Here is a 15,948-nt window from a genome sequence, read left to right as displayed (position 1 = left end):
TGTTCGTTCACGTAAATTCACTATTTTTACGCTTCATGATATCACTAGAATTTCGACATTCAATAGCACTATTTTTTTGTCATTCAATATCACTATTATTCTGTCGCACATCAGATGGCGCCGTGTTGTTTCAATGACCGCCCGCTCCTGCCGCTGCCGCGCCGCCGGCCTTGCCGGGCTTCGTCACCCAGATGAGCGGCACGATGATGATAAAGATCACCGCGGACAGCCAGAAGATATCGTTCAGCCCCAGCATCGCCGCCTGCGTGTTCAGCGAACGCTCGAAGAACGCCATCGTCTGCGCGCTGCTGCCACCCAGTACGCCTTGCAGTGAATCGATTGCGCCCGTGAAGTTCGGGTTGTTCACGCTCGTCTGTTCGACCAGTTGCGCGTGATGCAGGATCGTGCGGTTGTTCCAGCCCGTCGTCACCAGCGAAGTGCCCACGGCGCCCGCGAACACGCGCACGAAGTTCGACAGGCCCGCCGCGGCCGGAATCCTGTCCTGCGGCAGACCGGACAGGATGATCGCGGTGAGCGGCACGAAGAAGAGCGCCGTCGGAATGCCCTGCAACAGCGTCGGCAGCACCAGGGTGAACGTATCGACACCGGTCGTGTAATGCGAGCGCATGAAGAACACCGCGGCGAAGCCGAGAAACGCCAGCGTGGCGAGTACCCGCGCATCGGACTTCGGCATGATCTTCGCCATCACCGGCGCGAGAATCACCGCGAAGATGCCGAGCGGCGCCGTCACGAGACCTGCGTCGACCGAGCGATAGTTCAGATAACCCTGCATCCATTGCGGCAGGATCACGAGGTTCGAGAAGAACACCCCATACGCCACCGAAATCGCCACCGTGCCGCCGAGGAAATTACGCCCCTTGAAGAGCTTGATGTCGACGATCGGATTCTTCTCCGTCAACTCCCAGATCACGAAGAACGCGAAGCTGACGACGGCAAACACCGTCAGCGCGACGATCACCGGCGAATGGAACCAGTCGAGGTCCTTGCCCTTGTCGAGCATGATCTGCAGCGAGCCGACCCATGCGATCAGCGAAAGCAGTCCGACCTTGTCGATGGGCAGCTTGCGCGTCGGCGTTTCGCGGGTGCGGTAGATGAACCACGTCACGCCGGCCGCGAAAATACCCACCGGAATGTTGATATAGAAAATCCACGACCACGAGTAGCTGTCCGTGATCCAGCCGCCGAGCGCGGGGCCTGCGATCGGGCCGACGGTTGCCGTCATCGCCCACAAGGCGAGCGCGTGCGAGCTCTTTTCCTTCGGATACGAGCCGAGCAGGATCGCCTGCGACAGCGGAATCAGCGGACCCGCCACCGCGCCTTGCAGAATCCGCGCGCCGAGGAGGACCGGCAGCGTCGGCGCGATGCCGCACAGCCACGACGACATCACGAAAAGCAGGATCGCCCACACGAACAGCCTGATCTGCCCGACGCGTTGCGTGAGCCAGCCGGTCAGCGGAATCGCGATCGCATTCGCGGCGGCGAAGAGCGTAATGACCCACGTGCCTTCGTCGACCGAAACGCCGAGGTTGCCGGAGATCGTCGGAATCGCCACATTCGCGATCGATGAATCGAGCACGTTCATGAACGTGGCCAGCGCCACGGCAAGGGTCGCGAGAACGAGCTTGCCACCGGTCAGGGGCGGGAGCGCGGCGGAATGCGTCGAGGGATTCATGTCGTCACCAGTCTGGGAGCCTGTCAGTCAGAAATTAGCGATTGCTTCTGACCTGTCAGATATTTGCAGCAAAAAAAATGGGTAGCTGAGATTAGCCGGCCTTGCGCTTTGACGCAGACGAGGGGACGGTTGCGGCTGCCGCAACCGCGCGACCGGCCGGCATGTTCCGCGCGATGATCCGGGCGATTTCCGCGTCGGCCTGTGCGCCGTATTCAGCGAACACATCCGTGCGGTACGACGTGTTCTGCGCCGCGCCGAGTTGCGTGCCGGTTTCGTCGTGCGTATCGACTTCGACGTCCATCGAAAGGCCGATGCGAAGCGGATGCGCGGTCAGTTCCGCCTGATCGAGCTGGATCCGCGCCGGCAGACGTTGCACGACCTTGATCCAGTTGCCGGTCGCGTTCTGCGCGGGCAACACGGCGAACGCGGCGCCCGTGCCGGCGGAGAAACCCACTACGCGGCCGTGATACTTCACCTTCGAACCGTAGGCGTCGGCGGTCAGCGTCACCGGCTGGCCGATGCGCATGTGCTTCAGTTGCACTTCCTTGAAGTTCGCGTCGACCCACACGCCGTTCAGCGGCACGATTGCCATCAGCGGCGTGCCAGGCGCCACGCGCTGGCCGACCTGCACCGAGCGGCGCGCGACGTAGCCCGTGACCGGCGCCGGCAGCGTGTTGCGTGCGTAGTTGAGGTACGCGTCGCGCACCTTCGAAGCGGCGGCCTGCACGTTCGGATGCTGTTCGATCGACGTGTGGTCGGTGAGCGCGTGGTTCGCTTCGGCCTGCTGGCGGGCGGCGTCGAGCGCGGCCTGCGCGGCGTTCACGGCATCGCGGGCATGGGCGATGTCTTCACCGGATACCGCGCCCGTGCCGGCCACGGCCTGACGGCGCTTCAGGTCGTCTTCGGCGCGGGCGAGATCGGCGGCGCGCTGGGCGACCGTTGCGGCATAGAAGTCGTTGTTGACGTAAAGGCCACTCACCTGACGCACGGTCTGGCCGAGCACGGCTTCCGCGTTGCCCAGCGCGACTTTCGCATCGGCGTCGTCGAGCGTGACAACCGGGTCGCCCTGCTTCACGATCTGCGTGTCGTCGGCATTGACCGCGACGACCGTGCCGCTAACCTGCGGCGTGAGTTGCACGAGGTTGCCGCTGACGTAGGCGTCGTCCGTCGATTCATGAAAGCGTCCGACGGTGTAGTAGTACGCGCCCCACCCCGCGCCCGACACCGCGATCGCGGCGGCGAGCAGCGAGAGCATCAGCTTGCGCTTGCCCGGGCTCTCCACGCTAGCCTGTTCCGGTTGGTCTTCCGCCGTCTTCCGGCCGGTTGTGATCGTGTCGCTCATGTTGATTCTCCTGACTGGTTTCGTGAACGTGTCGCGCGGTGGCCGTTATTGGGCGGTGGCAGTGACGGTGGCCTGAGCTACGAATGCCGTGCTGGTCGTGCTGCCGGCTGTATTGGCGGCGCTGGCTGCATCGGATGACGTGTCGGTGTAGCCGCCGCCCAGCGCGACGGCGAGTGCGATCTGCTGGTCGCGACGGCTCATCTTGAGGTTCGCGACGGCCTGATCGGCGGCGAGCGCGTTCATGTCGGCGTTGAGCACCGTCAGCTGGTTCGTGAGCCCGGCCTTGTACTGCGTGAGCGCGAGCTGATCGGCGCGGCGCGCGTTGTCCTGGGCGATCTGCGCATCGACAAGCTGCGCATCGGTCGAGCGGACTTCGGCGAGTTGCGTCGCGACTTCCGAGAGCGCGGTGACGAGCGTCTGGTTATAGGTGGCGACCGCGTAGTCGAAGTCGGCGTAGCGGCCCTTCAACTGCGCGCGCAGCTGACCGCCGTCGAAGATCGGCAGATGGATCGCCGGGCCCGCCGACACGGTGCGGCTTGCCGCCGTCAGGAAGCGGCCGAAGCCGAACGCATCGAGGCCGATCGCGGCGGACAGGTTGATGTCCGGATAGAACTCGGCCTTCGCGGACTTCACTTCGTGCGTGATGGCATCGACGCGCCAGCGGGCGGCGGTCAGATCCGGGCGACGGCTCACGAGGTCGGCCGGCAGGTTGTCCGGCAGGTTCACGTCGTCGCCGACACCGGGCGTCGGGCGGGCAATCGCAAGGCCACGGTCCGGACCGGCACCGAGCAGTGCGGCGATCTGGTAGCGCGTCGTGACGATGTTGCCGTCGATCGCGGTCAGTGCCGCGCGGCTCGTCGCGAGGTTCGCCAGCGCCGTCTTGCGCTCGACTTCCGTGTCGAGGCCCGTCGCGATCCGGTCTGCCGTAATGCGATCGATCTGCGTGCGCTGATCGATCTCCTGCTGGGCGATGTCGCGCAGCACATAAAGGCGCGCGAGCTGGTTGTACGAGCGTGCAATCGATGAGGTCAGCGTGAGGCGCACGACTTCGGCATCGGCAACGCTTGCCTGCACTTCGGAGGTCGACGCCTTCAGCGCTTCGCGGTTCTTGCCCCACAGGTCCAGATCGTACGAAGCGTTCAGCAGGCCCTTGTTCTCCGATTGCCAGGAACCGGCCACCGGCGGCGGCACGAGCGCCGTCCCCGAATACTGCTGGCGCGTGTACGAATACGTCGCGCCCACCTGCGGCAGCGTGTTCGCCTTCGCCGTTTCGCTATACGCCGAAGCCGCCGCGACGCGGGCACGCGCCTGTTCAAGCGTCGGGCTGCCCTTCAGCGCTTCGATAATCAGCATCTTCAGCTGCGCATCGCCGAACTGGTCGGCCCAACCGGCTGACGGCCAGTGTCCCGCTTCAGCCGGCAGGCTTCGCGCGGTCGCGAAGGCTTGCGGCTGCGCCATGTCCTTGTCGCTGTGAATGCCCGCGTAGTTCGCGCACGCCGACAGCACCGCGGCGAAAATCACGCTCACGCCGACCTTCACGATGCGCGTCATGGCTACGTTGCGATTTGGCTGTTCTTTCATTTTCTGACCTGTCAGATATATGAACAAAAAAAATGCCGCTCAGTCGGCGATGAATTTCAGCAGCAGACGCTGCATTTCCTTGAACTCAGCCTTCGTGAACGCTTTCAGGCGGTTGTTCAGCACGGCGGGCGCGATTTCGGGAATTCGCGCAGCAGTGGCCTCGCCTTTTTTCGTGAGCGTCAGATTGACGACACGACGGTCTTCGAGACTGCGCGAGCGTCCCAGAAACTGCTTCACTTCCAGCTTGTCGAGCATGCGTGTCATCAAGCCGGTATCGATGCCGAGCAGCTTCGATAATTCGAACGGCGTGGTGGCGGTGCCCCGCTTCATCGCGAGCAGGATACCCATTTGCTGGCTCGTGATGTCGAGTTCCTTCAACGCGGCGTCCATCTCGTTGACCAGCAGGTTACGCGCCTTGTTGATCGCGAAACCAATGCTATGCGTCAGCGTAAAACCCTCTTTCGTGTAGTGATCCATTACCGCCACCTCCGTTGTTGAAAAGAACAATATCTGCAAAATCAGATACTGTCAAAATAAAATTGTAACAACGGGGGTGGACGGCGCGGCGCGCCTGTCCTAAGTGGCCGTCGCGGCGACCTTTTCGGCGAGTTTCGTGTCGTAGCTCGAGTGGACGTGGACGCGTTTTTTGTCCGGATACGCGTACGTGTACGCCTTGCGCAGTGCGAGCGACGCCTCGTGAAAGCCCGACAGAATGAGCTTCTGCTTGTTCGGATAGTTCGCCACATCGCCGACGGCAAAGATACCGGGGCGCGACGTTTCGTAATTCGACGTGTCGACGGTCAGCTTTCCCGCCACGCCCGCGATGCCCCAGTTCGCAATCGGCCCGAGGTCGGCGACGAGCCCGTACAGTGCGATCACGTGTTCGGCCTCCAGTTGCGCCGCGCCGCCGATCTGCTTCACCTCGATCGATTCGAGCGTGCCGCCCGGCGCGTTCAGCGCACCGATCGCACCGACCATGAAGTCCATTTCGCCGGCCTCGACGGCCCGCTGCATCTGCTCGACGCTCGATGCAGCCGCGCTGAAGCCGTTGCGTCGGTGAACCAGCGTGACGCGCCGCGCGACACCGCGCAGCGCCAGCGCCCAGTCGAGCGCCGAATCGCCGCCGCCGGCGACGACCACGGTGCGGCCGGCAAACTTCGCGATATCCGGCACGCTGTAATGCACGTGACGCCCTTCGAGCGGCGTGGCTTCATCGAGCGCGATGCGCTGTGGCACGAACGCGCCGTTGCCGGCGGCGAGCATGATCGCGGCGACATCGAAGACACGCCCGCGATGCGTCGTGACGGTCCAGCGCCGGTCCTCGCGCTGCTCGACGGTTTCGACGCGTTCGTCGAGATGAACCGGCACATCGAACGGACGGATCTGCTCCATCAGACGATCGACCAGCTCGCGCGCCGTACATGAAGGAATCGCCGGAATGTCGTAGATCGGCTTGTCGGGATACAGCTCGATGCACTGGCCGCCGACGCGCGGCAGCCCGTCGACGATGTGGCACGACAAGCCGACGACACCTGCTTCGAACGCTGCAAAGAGGCCAACCGGCCCCGCGCCGACGATCAGCACGTCGGTACTCAGCGGGCCGCTCACCGCGCCGTTCACTTCGACACTCATTCTGGACTCCTGTAGCCGGGCGCACGGATCACGCGCCGATGGGCCCAACATACAGAAGCGACCTGCCACAGGCAACCAAGACACCACGCCCGGTAAGGCCGTGCGGCGGCCAGCGACGCTCAGGAATTGCACCATCTACAGCCAGTTGGGAATCGGGCGGCCAAAATCGTCGATAATGTTGGGCTTTCGTCCTTCAAAAGAACCTGCACGTGACTTCGCCTTCTTCCTCGAACACTTCGACTTCCCGTAAATCCCTCACGCTCATGCAGATTCTCGGCATCATGGCGGCCGTCGGCATCATCGGTTCCCTGCTGGCGAATGCGCTGATCCAGTAAGCGCACCCCACAGCCATGTACAAAAAAGGCGTAGCGGTCGAAATCCAGTTTTCTGCGGAGCGGCTCAACGATGGTGCGGGCGACCCGTACTGGATCGACCTGACAGCACAGGAAGCGCAGCAGTTGCTGCACGCGCTTCAGACGCGGCTCGCGGTGAGCGAAGCGGGAACAGCTGCGCCGCTCGTCGTGAGCCTCGATGAAGCGCCCGCGGTTCAGGGCGCGGCGACGCACACGGAGCCCGAGGCTTCATCAGCTGATGAATTCAAGCAATGGGTGTGCGTGATCTGCGGCTGGATCTATGACGAAGCCGCAGGCGCACCCGACGACGGCATCGCGCCCGGCACGCGCTGGGCCGATATCCCCGACGACTGGCGCTGCCCGCTTTGCGATGTGGGCAAGGAAGACTTTGCGCTGGTGGAGTTCTGATGCCCATTTGCGCCTGTGCACATCGCGCATGCGCACAGGCATGACTCGCGACCGTGGACCGCGAGAGAAGCCACTTCCCGCTCACCGCGCGGCATCACCCCAGCGATACTCGACGGTCGCATCGTCGAGCTTCGCCTTGAGCGTTGCATCGAGCGTGAGATCGGCGGCGGCGAGCGTGTCGGTCAGTTGATCGGGCCGGCTCGCGCCGATGATCGCCGACGTGATGCGCGGATTCGCGAGCACCCAGGCCACCGATGTCTTCGTCAGCGATTCGCCGGTTTGCGCGACGATGTCGCGCAGCGTATCGATGGTTTCGAATTCGCGCTTGTGCCAGTAACGCTCCTGATACATCGCACCCGCCTTGCCCACCGTGTTCGTGAAGCGCCCTGCCGCCGGCGGCGCATCGTGCCGATGCTTGCCCGTGAGCAGTCCGCCCGCGAGCGGGTTGTACGGAATCACCGCGAGATTTTCTTCACCGGCAAGCGGCAGCAGCTCGCGCTCGATCTGCCGGAACAGCAGGTTGTAACGCGGCTGAAGCGACACGAAGCGCGCGACGCGCAGCACGTCGGCGCGGCCCAGCGCCCGCGCCAGCCGGTACGCGAGAAAATTCGACACGCCCACATAACGCGCCTTGCCCGAACGCACGATGATGTCGAGCGCTTCGAGCGTTTCGTCGAGCGGCGTTTCGGCGTCGTCGGAATGCAGCTGGTACAGGTCGACGTAATCCGTGCCCAGCCGGCGCAGCGATGCATCGATCGCATCGAGCAGATGCTTGCGCGAGGCGCCCTGGTCCCACGACGACGGACCGACCTGGCCCACCGCCTTGGTCGCGAGAATGTAGCGATCGCGCCGGCCCTTGAGCCACCGGCCGACGATTTCCTCCGTGCGGCCAGCCTGCTGCTCGCCGCCGCCCAGCGGATAGACGTCGGCGGTATCGATGAAATTGACGCCCGCTTCACTCGCCGTATCGAGAATGCCGTGCGCGACATCTTCTTCGGTCTGCAAGCCGAACGTCATCGTGCCAAGGCACAGGCGCGATACAGTCAGGCCTGTGCGACCGAATTTGCAATATTGCATGACATGGCTCTCCTTATGTGCAGGTTGCGGGGCGCGTCGGATGCGCAAAAGAAAAAGAATAGCCGTTAAGCCGCGAGCGCGTGGCGGCATCCTCCCCTGCGTTACGAAATCCTTGCGATGGGGAATAAAGCATGCACTGTTACCGTTCGCATCACGTGCAACGTCACACGCCTTTCATCTTTCATTCAGGACGGCAGCCATGACCCGAAGCAAGCCTTCAAACAGTCTCCGACGCGTGCTGCGCACGAGCATGCTCTGTGCCGTGCTCGCGCTCCCGGCGACGAGCGCATGGGCCAATGCGTTCGAACTGTCGTCGCCCGGCACGATGGACGGCGCGACGCTCGATTCGAGCCACGCCGCCGACGCGCAGAACTGCGGCGGCAAGAACGTCTCGCCGGCACTGCAATGGCGTAACGCGCCCGCGGGCACGAAGAGCTTTGCCGTCGGGATTTTCGATCCCGACGGCGCGAAAGGTCTGGGTGTCGTGCACTGGCTGATGTACGGCATGCCGGCGTCGACGACGTCGCTCAGCGAGGGCACGCCGCCCGCGGTCAGCGTCGGCGGCACGAACCGGACGGGACACACCGGTTACTACGGTCCGTGCCCGCCGATGGGCGAGATCGCGCATCACTACATCGCGCAGGTCTGGGCGCTCGACCTGCCGCCCGATGCCCTGCCCGCCGGCCTCACGCGCGACGCGCTCCTCGCCGCGATGAAGGACCACGTGCTGGCCGCCACGAGCATCGTGCTGCGCTATGGGCGCTAGCGGCGCCTGCAAATGGCCTCCGCGCGGCTTTACGCGTCTTGACCCCACTAGCGCAAAAGACACTACCCATAAAAGGCCCAGCGCGTACAATTTATCGATGACCAACCCGAATTGACGTGCCGTGAGTGTTCCAGAAAAACAGAATCCGCCGGATGCAGGGCAGACACCGCGAACACGCGCGCATGACATGGAGCGAGCCATGAAAACCGATTCGACCAGCGAACGGCCACGCAGAAAGCAGCCCTCCAAAGCGATGCTGAATTTCCTCACCGTACTGGTCGGGCTCGCTGTGCTGGCCGTGGGGCTCGCCTATCTGATCCTCAACGAAGTGCCCGTTTTCGCCATCCCGCTCGTGGTGACGATGCCGGTGATCGCCGCCGTCGCGTTCCGGAACATCTGGGATTGAGCGCGGCAGGAAACAATGTTTTGCCGGCAGCCGCACGCGCGGCTGCACCCACGATTGCGCCCGCAGTTATGCCCGCAGTTATGCCCGCAGTTATGCCCGCAGTTATGCCCGTCACGCCAGCCGCCCCCTCGATGCGCCGAAACCGGGCTCGCCGCCGGGCTTCGCTCAACCATCCGCCGCCCGCCCGCCAGGCCCGCGCCAGCCCGCGCGCGCCTCGCTTGCCTTCATCTCGCTGACACATTTTCCTCAAGTTCCCCTTCATCGCGGTCGATATAGCAGGATAACGGGGAAAACATTCAGGAAGACGAGGGGCTGAGTCATGGGGAACATGTCGCCGTCATCCAGCCAGCGGCAGCCGTCGGGGGAAAGTTTGCTTCGCGCGGCGCGGGAAAACGGCATTACCCGCGCGTGGGCCTGGTACCGCGCGGGCGAGCAGTTGCACCTTGCCTGTGCGGGCGGCACGTCGCAGGCGTGGCCACGCTTTATCGGCGAGGACGACCTTGCGCTTGCCTGTGCGACGCATCGCTGGCACGCGCGACCGACCGGCCGGGGTGAAGGCGTGCTCGGCTGGCTGCTGACCGGTGTCGAACACGCCGACGACCCTGCATTCACGGAATTCGCCCGCCATATCGGCGAAGAAGTGCAGGCCGAAGCGCTCGCGCGCGCGCAGAACGTGCAGCGCGTGCTGTACGACATCGCCTATCTCGCCAGTTCGATCAGCGACCGCACGGCGTTTCTGCACGCCGTTCACGCGCGCCTCGGCACGCTGATCGACGCCGAGAACTTCTACCTCGCGCTGTACGACCCGGCGACGAGCATGGTGACGTATCCGTACTACGTCGACGTGATCGACACGGATGCCGTCGATCCCGGCCACATGGACCGCGTCGATCCCGAACGCCTTTCGCTCACCGGTCGCGTGATCACCACCGGCCAGCCGCTTCTGATCGGCGCCGAGGGCATCGCCGCGGCCGAGGCCGCCGGCCACTTTCGTTGCGTCGGGCGGCGTCCGGAATTCTGGATGGGCGCGCCGCTCAAGAACGCGTCGGACCAGGTGATCGGCATGGTGGCGATGCAGGTCTACGACGTTTCGCGCATCTATACCGCCGAAGACCGCGCGCTGTTTCTGGTCGTCGCACGCCACGTGGCGATGGCGCTCGACCGTATCCTGCACCGCGTCGATCTCGAACAGCAGGTCGCCGTGCGTACCGCCGAACTCTCGAAGCTGAACGACACGCTGCGCCTCGAGATCGCCGAGCGCAAACGCGCGGAGCATCTGCAGGCAGCGCTCTTCGAGATCACCGGGCTGTCGAGCCAGTCCGTCGAAATCGGCGATTTTTTTCGAAGCCTGCATGAGATCGTCGGGGGCCTGCTATACGCGCACAACTTCTACATCGCACTCTACGATTCGTTTACCGGTGAGGTCACTTTCCCGTATTACGTCGACGAAAAGGTGCGCGACTGGCCCGCGCCGCGCAGCGGCAAGCGCGGTTTCACCGAATATCTGATCCGTCAGGCCGTGCCCCGCCTGATCCACCGGGACGACGCCATCCGGCTCGTCGAGCGCGGTGAAATCGAGTACGAAGACATCCTGCTGCAATCCTGGCTCGGCATTCCGCTCTTCGACCGCGACACGGTGTGCGGCGTGCTCGTCGTGCAAAGCTATACACCGCGCGTGCGCTACGACGCGCACGATCAGGAAGTGCTGACATTTGTGTCGCGTCACATCGATACGGCGCTCGCGCGCCGCCGCGCAGCCGCCGCGCAGCAGGCCGCGAATCTCGAACTCGAGGCGCGCGTGCATGAGCGCACGCGCGAGCTCGACGACGCCAACGCGCGGCTTCTGCACGAAAACTTTCACGACGCGCTGACCGGCCTGCCGAACCGCGCGCATCTGCGCCAACGGCTCGAAAGCGCGTGGCATGCGCACTGCACGGAAGGCGCGGCGTTGTCGGTGCTGTTTATCGACCTCGACCGCTTCAAGGTCGTCAACGACAGCCTCGGCCATCATTTCGGCGACGCGCTGCTGGTTCAGGTGGCCGCGCGCCTGCGCGACTGCATGCGCCGCGACGACCTGCTTGCGCGCCTCGGCGGCGACGAATTCGCGGTCATGGTGCCAGGCGCGCCGTTGCAGGTGGTGCTCGCGATGACGGAACGGATCCTCGCCGCGTTCGACGAGCCGTTCAACATCGGCGAGCACGTGGTGTTTTCGACGTGCAGCGTCGGCATCGTGGACGCGGACAGCAATTTTCATTCGGCGCCCACCGATCTGCTGCGCGACGCCGATACCGCCATGTATCGTGTGAAGAATCGCGGCCGCGACAGCTTCGCGGTGTTCAACCAGGCGTTGCGCCGGGAGCTGTCGGACCAGATCGAAACGGAAGGCGCGCTGCGCCAGGCGCTCAATCGCGAGGACGAACTGCTGCCGTATTTCCAGCCGATCGTCGATGTGAAAACGGGCCGGCTCGTCGCGCTCGAAGCGCTGGTCCGCTGGCGCCAGCCGAACGGCGATATCTGGGCGCCGGGACGTTTTCTGCCGGCCGTCGAAGGGCTGAAGCTGCTCGGACGGCTCGACATGTACATGCTCACGCGCGTCTCGGAGATCCTTGCCGAGGCCGCTCACGCGGACTGGCCGCCAGTGCATGTGAACCTGTCGAGCTACAGCATCACGCGCCCCGAATTCGCCGACGAGGTACTCGAACTGCTGGGCCGTCATGACGTGCATCCGTCGCGCATCTCGCTGGAATTGACCGAGAGCGCGCTGATCGCCGAGCCGGACCTGGCGCGCACGACGATGCAAAAGCTCGCGAAAAACGGCATGTCCGTGGTGCTGGACGATTTCGGCACCGGTTTTTCGTCGCTGAGCTACGTGCATCAATACCACTTCAGCGGCCTGAAAATCGACAAGTCGTTCGTGCTCGAACTGACGTCGAGCGCGCGTAGCCGCGCGATCGTGCGCGCCATCGTGCGGATGGCCGAATCGCTGGAACTGGACGTCGTCGCCGAAGGTGTCGAGGACGAAGCGACGCTCGCGGTGCTGCGCGGCATCGGCGCATCGCAGGTGCAGGGCTATCACCTCGCGCGGCCGATGTCGCTGGAAAACCTGCTGCGCTCTCCGCTCGCGCCGGGAAGGCGCACCGTGGAGCAGTAGCGTCCCGGCACACGATCCCGTGCTCAGCAGCCCTGACCGCTCGCCATCCTGCTCATCGCGTCTTTTATTTCCTCGGGCGTGACGTCGCGCTTGTGCGTCGCAACAGACCAGCGGTGCCCGAACGGGTCTTCGAGCTGCCCGTAGCGGTCGCCCCAGAACATGTCGGCCGCGGGCATCGTGATCGTCGCGCCGGCTGCCGCGGCCTGCTGCATCACGGCGTCCGCGTCCTCGACGTACAGGTGGATCGTCACCGGCGTGCCTTTCAGCGTTTTCGGCCCGACCATGTGATAGTCGGGTGCTTCATCGACGAGCATGAGCGAGGCGTCGCCGATCCGCACGGTCGCGTGCATCAGCTTGCCGTCCGGCCCGGGCAGTCGCACCAGCTCGACGGCATTGAACGCTTTCCTGTAGAACTCGATGGCGTCGGCGGCGCCCGCGCAGATCAGATGCGGCGTGATCGAATGCATTCCCTCCGGAACGGGTTTGACGGGGGTGGTCATGGTTGCGGCTCCTTCCTTGGGTTGGTGTAAGGAGGCCATGACAAGCGCTGCGCCTCCTTCTCCACGACGGGCGGCCGCCCTGCGAATCGACACCGCCCGGGAATTTTTTTGACCGCCCGCCGGCCCGTTCCGTTCGCCCTCAGCGCGTGGCGCCAGTCGTTCACCATCGTGCCGCCGGCGATGCGCGCTGCGCATCGGCAGGGTTTGCCCGGCAAAAACGTCTCGCTGGCCTGCGACGCTAAACCCGTTCGAAGAAATCGAACGTCTGCGTCGAAACCATCGCATGGCAAATCGGGCGCCGAAGACAACAATGTCTTCATACCCTCCTCTTTCAAGGAAAACATCATGACCCGATTCACAGGCAAGACCGTACTCGTCACCGGCGGCAACAGCGGCATGGGCCTCGCGACCGCACAGGCATTCGCCGCTGAAGGCGCACGCGTCGTCATCACCGGCCGCGATGCGGCCTCGCTCGAAGCAGCACAGGCGACGCTCGGCGCCGGTGCAATCGCGATCCGCAACGACGCGGGTTCGGTCGCGGCCGCGCGGGAGCTGGCCGCGCGCATCAAGGCCGAAAACATCACGCTGGATGCAGTGTTCATCAACGCGGGCATCGCCCGGTTCGCGCCGCTCGCGGATGTAGCGGAGTCGATGTGGGACCAGACGTTCGACGTCAACGTCAAAGGCCCCTTCTTCCAGATTCAGGCGCTCACGCCGTACCTGAACCACGGCGCCTCGATCGTGCTGAACGGTTCGATCAACGCGCACATCGGCATGCCCGCCTCGTCCGTCTATGCGGCCAGCAAGGCCGCGATCATTTCGCTCGCGAAAACGCTTTCGGCCGAACTGCTGCCGCGTGGCGCGCGCGTGAACGTGATCAGCCCGGGCCCGATCGCCACGCCGCTCCACGGCAAGCTCGGGTTCGACGCCGAAGCGCTCGCCAGCACGGCGGAACAGATCAGGAGCCAGGTGCCGCTCGGCCGCTTCGGCACGACGGCGGAAATCGCCGCGACGGTACTGCATCTCTCGTCGAGCGAATCGGCGTTTATCGTCGGTACCGAAATCGTGATCGATGGCGGCATGAGCCAGCTTTAAACCCGCGGCAGGCCGGCCGTCACGGCCGGCTTGCAACGCAGCGGTGATACCCCATCCGCCCGGACGAATAGCACAGGACGACACGATCGGTCCCCAGGGTTTCCATCCACAACATGTCGGGTGCCCTTCTGCCGATAACACATGGAGGCATGGTTGTTTTATCCATCGTTCCGTACAGGGCACACGAGGTTGCCGCAATGCAAACACTTAGCTTTCGCAAGAAACTCTGGTTGCCACTGGTCGTCAGCCTGCTCGCGCTACTGCTCGTCTCGGTGGCCGCCGCGTGGCAGTCGCGGCAGACGCGCATCGAGGAGCGCAAGAACGATCTCGTCAACGTCGCGCATATTGGTCTGAGCATTGTCACCGAATACGCGGCGCTCGCGAAAAGCGGTGCGCTCACCGAAGAAGAAGCGCGCAAACAGGCACTCGACCGTCTGCGTGACGTGCGTTACGGCGAAGACGGTTACTTCCTCGTTCTCGATTCGACGCCGCGGATGGTGATGCATCCGATCAAACCCGCCACGAACGGCAAGGACCTGCGCAACAGTGCGGACGCCGACGGCCGTCACCACTACGTGGCGTTCGCGGCGGTCGCGCAGCGGCCCGAAGGCGGCTTTGTCGATTATGTGTTCGCGCGCCCTCATGCGAAAGACAAAACAGCGGTCGACAAGATCGGCTACGTCGTGCGCTACGCGCCGTGGGACTGGATCATCGCGACCGGTGCCTACGTCGACGACATCGACGCCGCGCTGGTGCGCTCGCTGTGGTTCGCGGCCGGCGTGTTCGTCGTGCTGGCGACGCTCCTTGCGACCTTCGTCGCGTTCACGAATCGCAGCATCCAGCGCACGATCGGCGGCGATCCGGCGAGCGCCGCGCGGGTCGCTGATTCGATCGCGGCAGGCGATCTCACGGTTGCGATCGAAACGCGCAGCGACGACACCGCGAGCCTCATGCTGGCGATGCGCGGCATGCGCGATGCGCTGGCCCGCACGATCGGCCAGATTCGCGATTCCGCCGACCAGGTCGCCACGGCTTCGCGCGAAATCGCCACCGGCAACGCCGATCTTTCCGCACGCACCGAAAACCAGGCCGCGTCGCTTGAGGAAGCGGCCTCGAGCATGGAGGAGATCACCTCGATGCTGCGCCAGACCGCCGATCACGCGGGCACGGCCAGCCAGCTCGCGAGCGGCGCCGTGCAGATCGCCGATCGCGGCGAGACGATGGTGATGGAGGTCGTCACCGCGATGCGCGATATCTCGGACGAATCGCGCAAGATGGAAGACATCGTCGGTGTCATCGAAGGCATCGCGTTCCAGACCAACATCCTCGCGCTCAATGCCGCCGTCGAAGCGGCGCGGGCGGGCGAAGAGGGACGCGGCTTCGCGGTGGTCGCGGGCGAAGTGCGCACGCTTGCGCAGCGCAGCGCGACGGCGGCGAAGGAAATCCGCGCGCTGATCCAGAGCGCGGTCGGCAAGGTGGGCACGGGCGCTGCGCTCGTCGAACGCACAGGTGAGACGATCCAGCAGACGCGCACGGCGATTGCGCGTGTCACGGACGTCGTGCAGGAAATCGCGGCGGCCGCGGCGCAGCAGAGCACGGGTGTCGAGCAGGTCAACTCCGCCGTCGCGCAGATGGATACGATGACACAGCAAAACGCCGCGCTCGTCGAAGAGGCCGCGGCAGCCGCGGAGTCGCTCGAGGAACAGGCGCGGCAGCTGCAGGCCGTGATCGTGAGTTTTCGCACCGGACACGCCGATACGAACGATGGATGGCACGGCATGCATGCTGCCGGCGCGACGCCGAAGCCGGCGCTTCGCGAGAATCACGCGCGCCGGCAGGTGCCTGTGCAGGTCGCAGGCGTCGCCCTCATGCGCCGCGGCGTGCGCGGCTGACCGGTGCAGGCAGATCACAGGCAAACCGGTCGGCCGCGCGCGGCGAACGATA

14 protein-coding genes are annotated in these 15,948 nt (G+C 64.5%); 7 read left to right on the top strand and 7 right to left on the bottom strand.

What is annotated here, in order from left to right; all coding sequences use genetic code 11:
* Positions 1–130: 130 nt before the first annotated feature.
* From LPA37_RS04795 to LPA37_RS04775, 5 genes are all read right to left on the bottom strand, one after another.
* Positions 131–1,693 (bottom strand): DHA2 family efflux MFS transporter permease subunit, encoded by a 1,563-nt coding sequence (locus LPA37_RS04795; RefSeq protein WP_229011826.1) that lies wholly within the window; start codon positions 1,691–1,693, stop codon positions 131–133.
* A 91-nt stretch (positions 1,694–1,784) separates the two neighbouring features.
* Complete coding sequence (locus LPA37_RS04790; RefSeq protein ID WP_228982198.1) at positions 1,785–3,035, bottom strand: HlyD family secretion protein; 1,251 nt, start codon at positions 3,033–3,035, stop codon at positions 1,785–1,787.
* A 45-nt stretch (positions 3,036–3,080) separates the two neighbouring features.
* Positions 3,081–4,616: an efflux transporter outer membrane subunit gene (locus LPA37_RS04785; RefSeq protein ID WP_228982196.1), complete on the bottom strand. Its 1,536-nt coding sequence runs from the start codon at positions 4,614–4,616 to the stop codon at positions 3,081–3,083.
* Positions 4,617–4,655: 39 nt separating this feature from the next.
* Complete coding sequence (locus LPA37_RS04780) at positions 4,656–5,093, bottom strand: MarR family winged helix-turn-helix transcriptional regulator (protein WP_228982194.1); 438 nt, start codon at positions 5,091–5,093, stop codon at positions 4,656–4,658.
* 99 nt (positions 5,094–5,192) lie between these two features.
* Positions 5,193–6,248 carry an NAD(P)/FAD-dependent oxidoreductase gene (locus tag LPA37_RS04775; RefSeq protein ID WP_228982189.1) on the bottom strand — a complete coding sequence of 352 codons (1,056 nt, stop codon included), beginning with the start codon at positions 6,246–6,248 and terminating at the stop codon, positions 5,193–5,195.
* A gap of 209 nt (positions 6,249–6,457) precedes the next feature.
* On the opposite strand from LPA37_RS04775, the gene LPA37_RS27695 reads away from it, so the two are divergent.
* Positions 6,458–6,583: a hypothetical protein gene (locus tag LPA37_RS27695; protein WP_267478097.1), complete on the top strand. Its 126-nt coding sequence runs from the start codon at positions 6,458–6,460 to the stop codon at positions 6,581–6,583.
* Between the two features lie 15 nt (positions 6,584–6,598).
* A complete protein-coding gene (locus LPA37_RS27795; protein WP_228982188.1) occupies positions 6,599–7,009 on the top strand; it encodes a rubredoxin in 411 nt (136 codons plus the stop codon).
* An 81-nt stretch (positions 7,010–7,090) separates the two neighbouring features.
* On the opposite strand, the gene LPA37_RS04765 is transcribed toward LPA37_RS27795, so the two are convergent.
* On the bottom strand, positions 7,091–8,086 hold the full coding sequence (locus LPA37_RS04765; RefSeq protein ID WP_228982187.1) for an aldo/keto reductase: 996 nt from the start codon (positions 8,084–8,086) through the stop codon (positions 7,091–7,093).
* A 199-nt stretch (positions 8,087–8,285) separates the two neighbouring features.
* Between LPA37_RS04765 and LPA37_RS04760 the strand changes: the two genes are divergently transcribed.
* The 3 genes from LPA37_RS04760 to LPA37_RS04750 all read left to right on the top strand — a co-directional run bounded on the left by LPA37_RS04760 (position 8,286) and on the right by LPA37_RS04750 (position 12,409).
* Positions 8,286–8,852 carry a YbhB/YbcL family Raf kinase inhibitor-like protein gene (locus LPA37_RS04760; protein WP_228982183.1) on the top strand — a complete coding sequence of 189 codons (567 nt, stop codon included), beginning with the start codon at positions 8,286–8,288 and terminating at the stop codon, positions 8,850–8,852.
* A gap of 199 nt (positions 8,853–9,051) precedes the next feature.
* Positions 9,052–9,258: a hypothetical protein gene (locus LPA37_RS04755; RefSeq protein ID WP_228982181.1), complete on the top strand. Its 207-nt coding sequence runs from the start codon at positions 9,052–9,054 to the stop codon at positions 9,256–9,258.
* Positions 9,259–9,586: 328 nt separating this feature from the next.
* Positions 9,587–12,409 (top strand): bifunctional diguanylate cyclase/phosphodiesterase, encoded by a 2,823-nt coding sequence (locus tag LPA37_RS04750; protein WP_229011823.1) that lies wholly within the window; start codon positions 9,587–9,589, stop codon positions 12,407–12,409.
* Positions 12,410–12,432: 23 nt separating this feature from the next.
* Here LPA37_RS04750 and LPA37_RS04745 read toward each other — a convergent pair whose 3' ends face one another.
* Entirely contained in the window at positions 12,433–12,909 is a 477-nt protein-coding gene (locus LPA37_RS04745) for a VOC family protein (RefSeq protein WP_229011821.1), read from the bottom strand.
* 345 nt (positions 12,910–13,254) lie between these two features.
* On the opposite strand from LPA37_RS04745, the gene LPA37_RS04740 reads away from it, so the two are divergent.
* Positions 13,255–14,004, top strand: a complete 750-nt coding sequence (locus LPA37_RS04740) for an SDR family oxidoreductase (protein ID WP_228982173.1) — start codon at positions 13,255–13,257, stop codon at positions 14,002–14,004.
* Positions 14,005–14,201: 197 nt separating this feature from the next.
* Positions 14,202–15,896 (top strand): methyl-accepting chemotaxis protein, encoded by a 1,695-nt coding sequence (locus LPA37_RS04735; RefSeq protein ID WP_229011819.1) that lies wholly within the window; start codon positions 14,202–14,204, stop codon positions 15,894–15,896.
* Positions 15,897–15,948: the final 52 nt, after the last annotated feature.

This window comes from Paraburkholderia gardini, from assembly GCF_907164545.1.
Lineage (GTDB): Bacteria > Pseudomonadota > Gammaproteobacteria > Burkholderiales > Burkholderiaceae > Paraburkholderia > Paraburkholderia gardini.
This window is presented reverse-complemented; position numbering and strand designations above follow the sequence as displayed.

Bases quoted from the DNA above. Each gene is read 5' to 3' on its own strand.
- LPA37_RS04750 (WP_229011823.1), top strand. From the start codon at position 9,587: ATGTCGCCGTCATCCAGCCAGCGGCAGCCGTCGGGGGAAAGTTTGCTT.
- LPA37_RS04765 (WP_228982187.1), bottom strand. From the start codon at position 8,086: ATGCAATATTGCAAATTCGGTCGCACAGGCCTGACTGTATCGCGCCTG.
- LPA37_RS27795 (WP_228982188.1), top strand. From the start codon at position 6,599: ATGTACAAAAAAGGCGTAGCGGTCGAAATCCAGTTTTCTGCGGAGCGG.
- LPA37_RS04755 (WP_228982181.1), top strand. From the start codon at position 9,052: ATGAAAACCGATTCGACCAGCGAACGGCCACGCAGAAAGCAGCCCTCC.
- LPA37_RS04740 (WP_228982173.1), top strand. From the start codon at position 13,255: ATGACCCGATTCACAGGCAAGACCGTACTCGTCACCGGCGGCAACAGC.
- LPA37_RS04760 (WP_228982183.1), top strand. From the start codon at position 8,286: ATGACCCGAAGCAAGCCTTCAAACAGTCTCCGACGCGTGCTGCGCACG.
- LPA37_RS04745 (WP_229011821.1), bottom strand. From the start codon at position 12,909: ATGACCACCCCCGTCAAACCCGTTCCGGAGGGAATGCATTCGATCACG.
- LPA37_RS04780 (WP_228982194.1), bottom strand. From the start codon at position 5,093: ATGGATCACTACACGAAAGAGGGTTTTACGCTGACGCATAGCATTGGT.
- LPA37_RS04785 (WP_228982196.1), bottom strand. From the start codon at position 4,616: ATGAAAGAACAGCCAAATCGCAACGTAGCCATGACGCGCATCGTGAAG.
- LPA37_RS04790 (WP_228982198.1), bottom strand. From the start codon at position 3,035: ATGAGCGACACGATCACAACCGGCCGGAAGACGGCGGAAGACCAACCG.
- LPA37_RS04795 (WP_229011826.1), bottom strand. From the start codon at position 1,693: ATGAATCCCTCGACGCATTCCGCCGCGCTCCCGCCCCTGACCGGTGGC.
- LPA37_RS04775 (WP_228982189.1), bottom strand. From the start codon at position 6,248: ATGAGTGTCGAAGTGAACGGCGCGGTGAGCGGCCCGCTGAGTACCGAC.
- LPA37_RS04735 (WP_229011819.1), top strand. From the start codon at position 14,202: ATGCAAACACTTAGCTTTCGCAAGAAACTCTGGTTGCCACTGGTCGTC.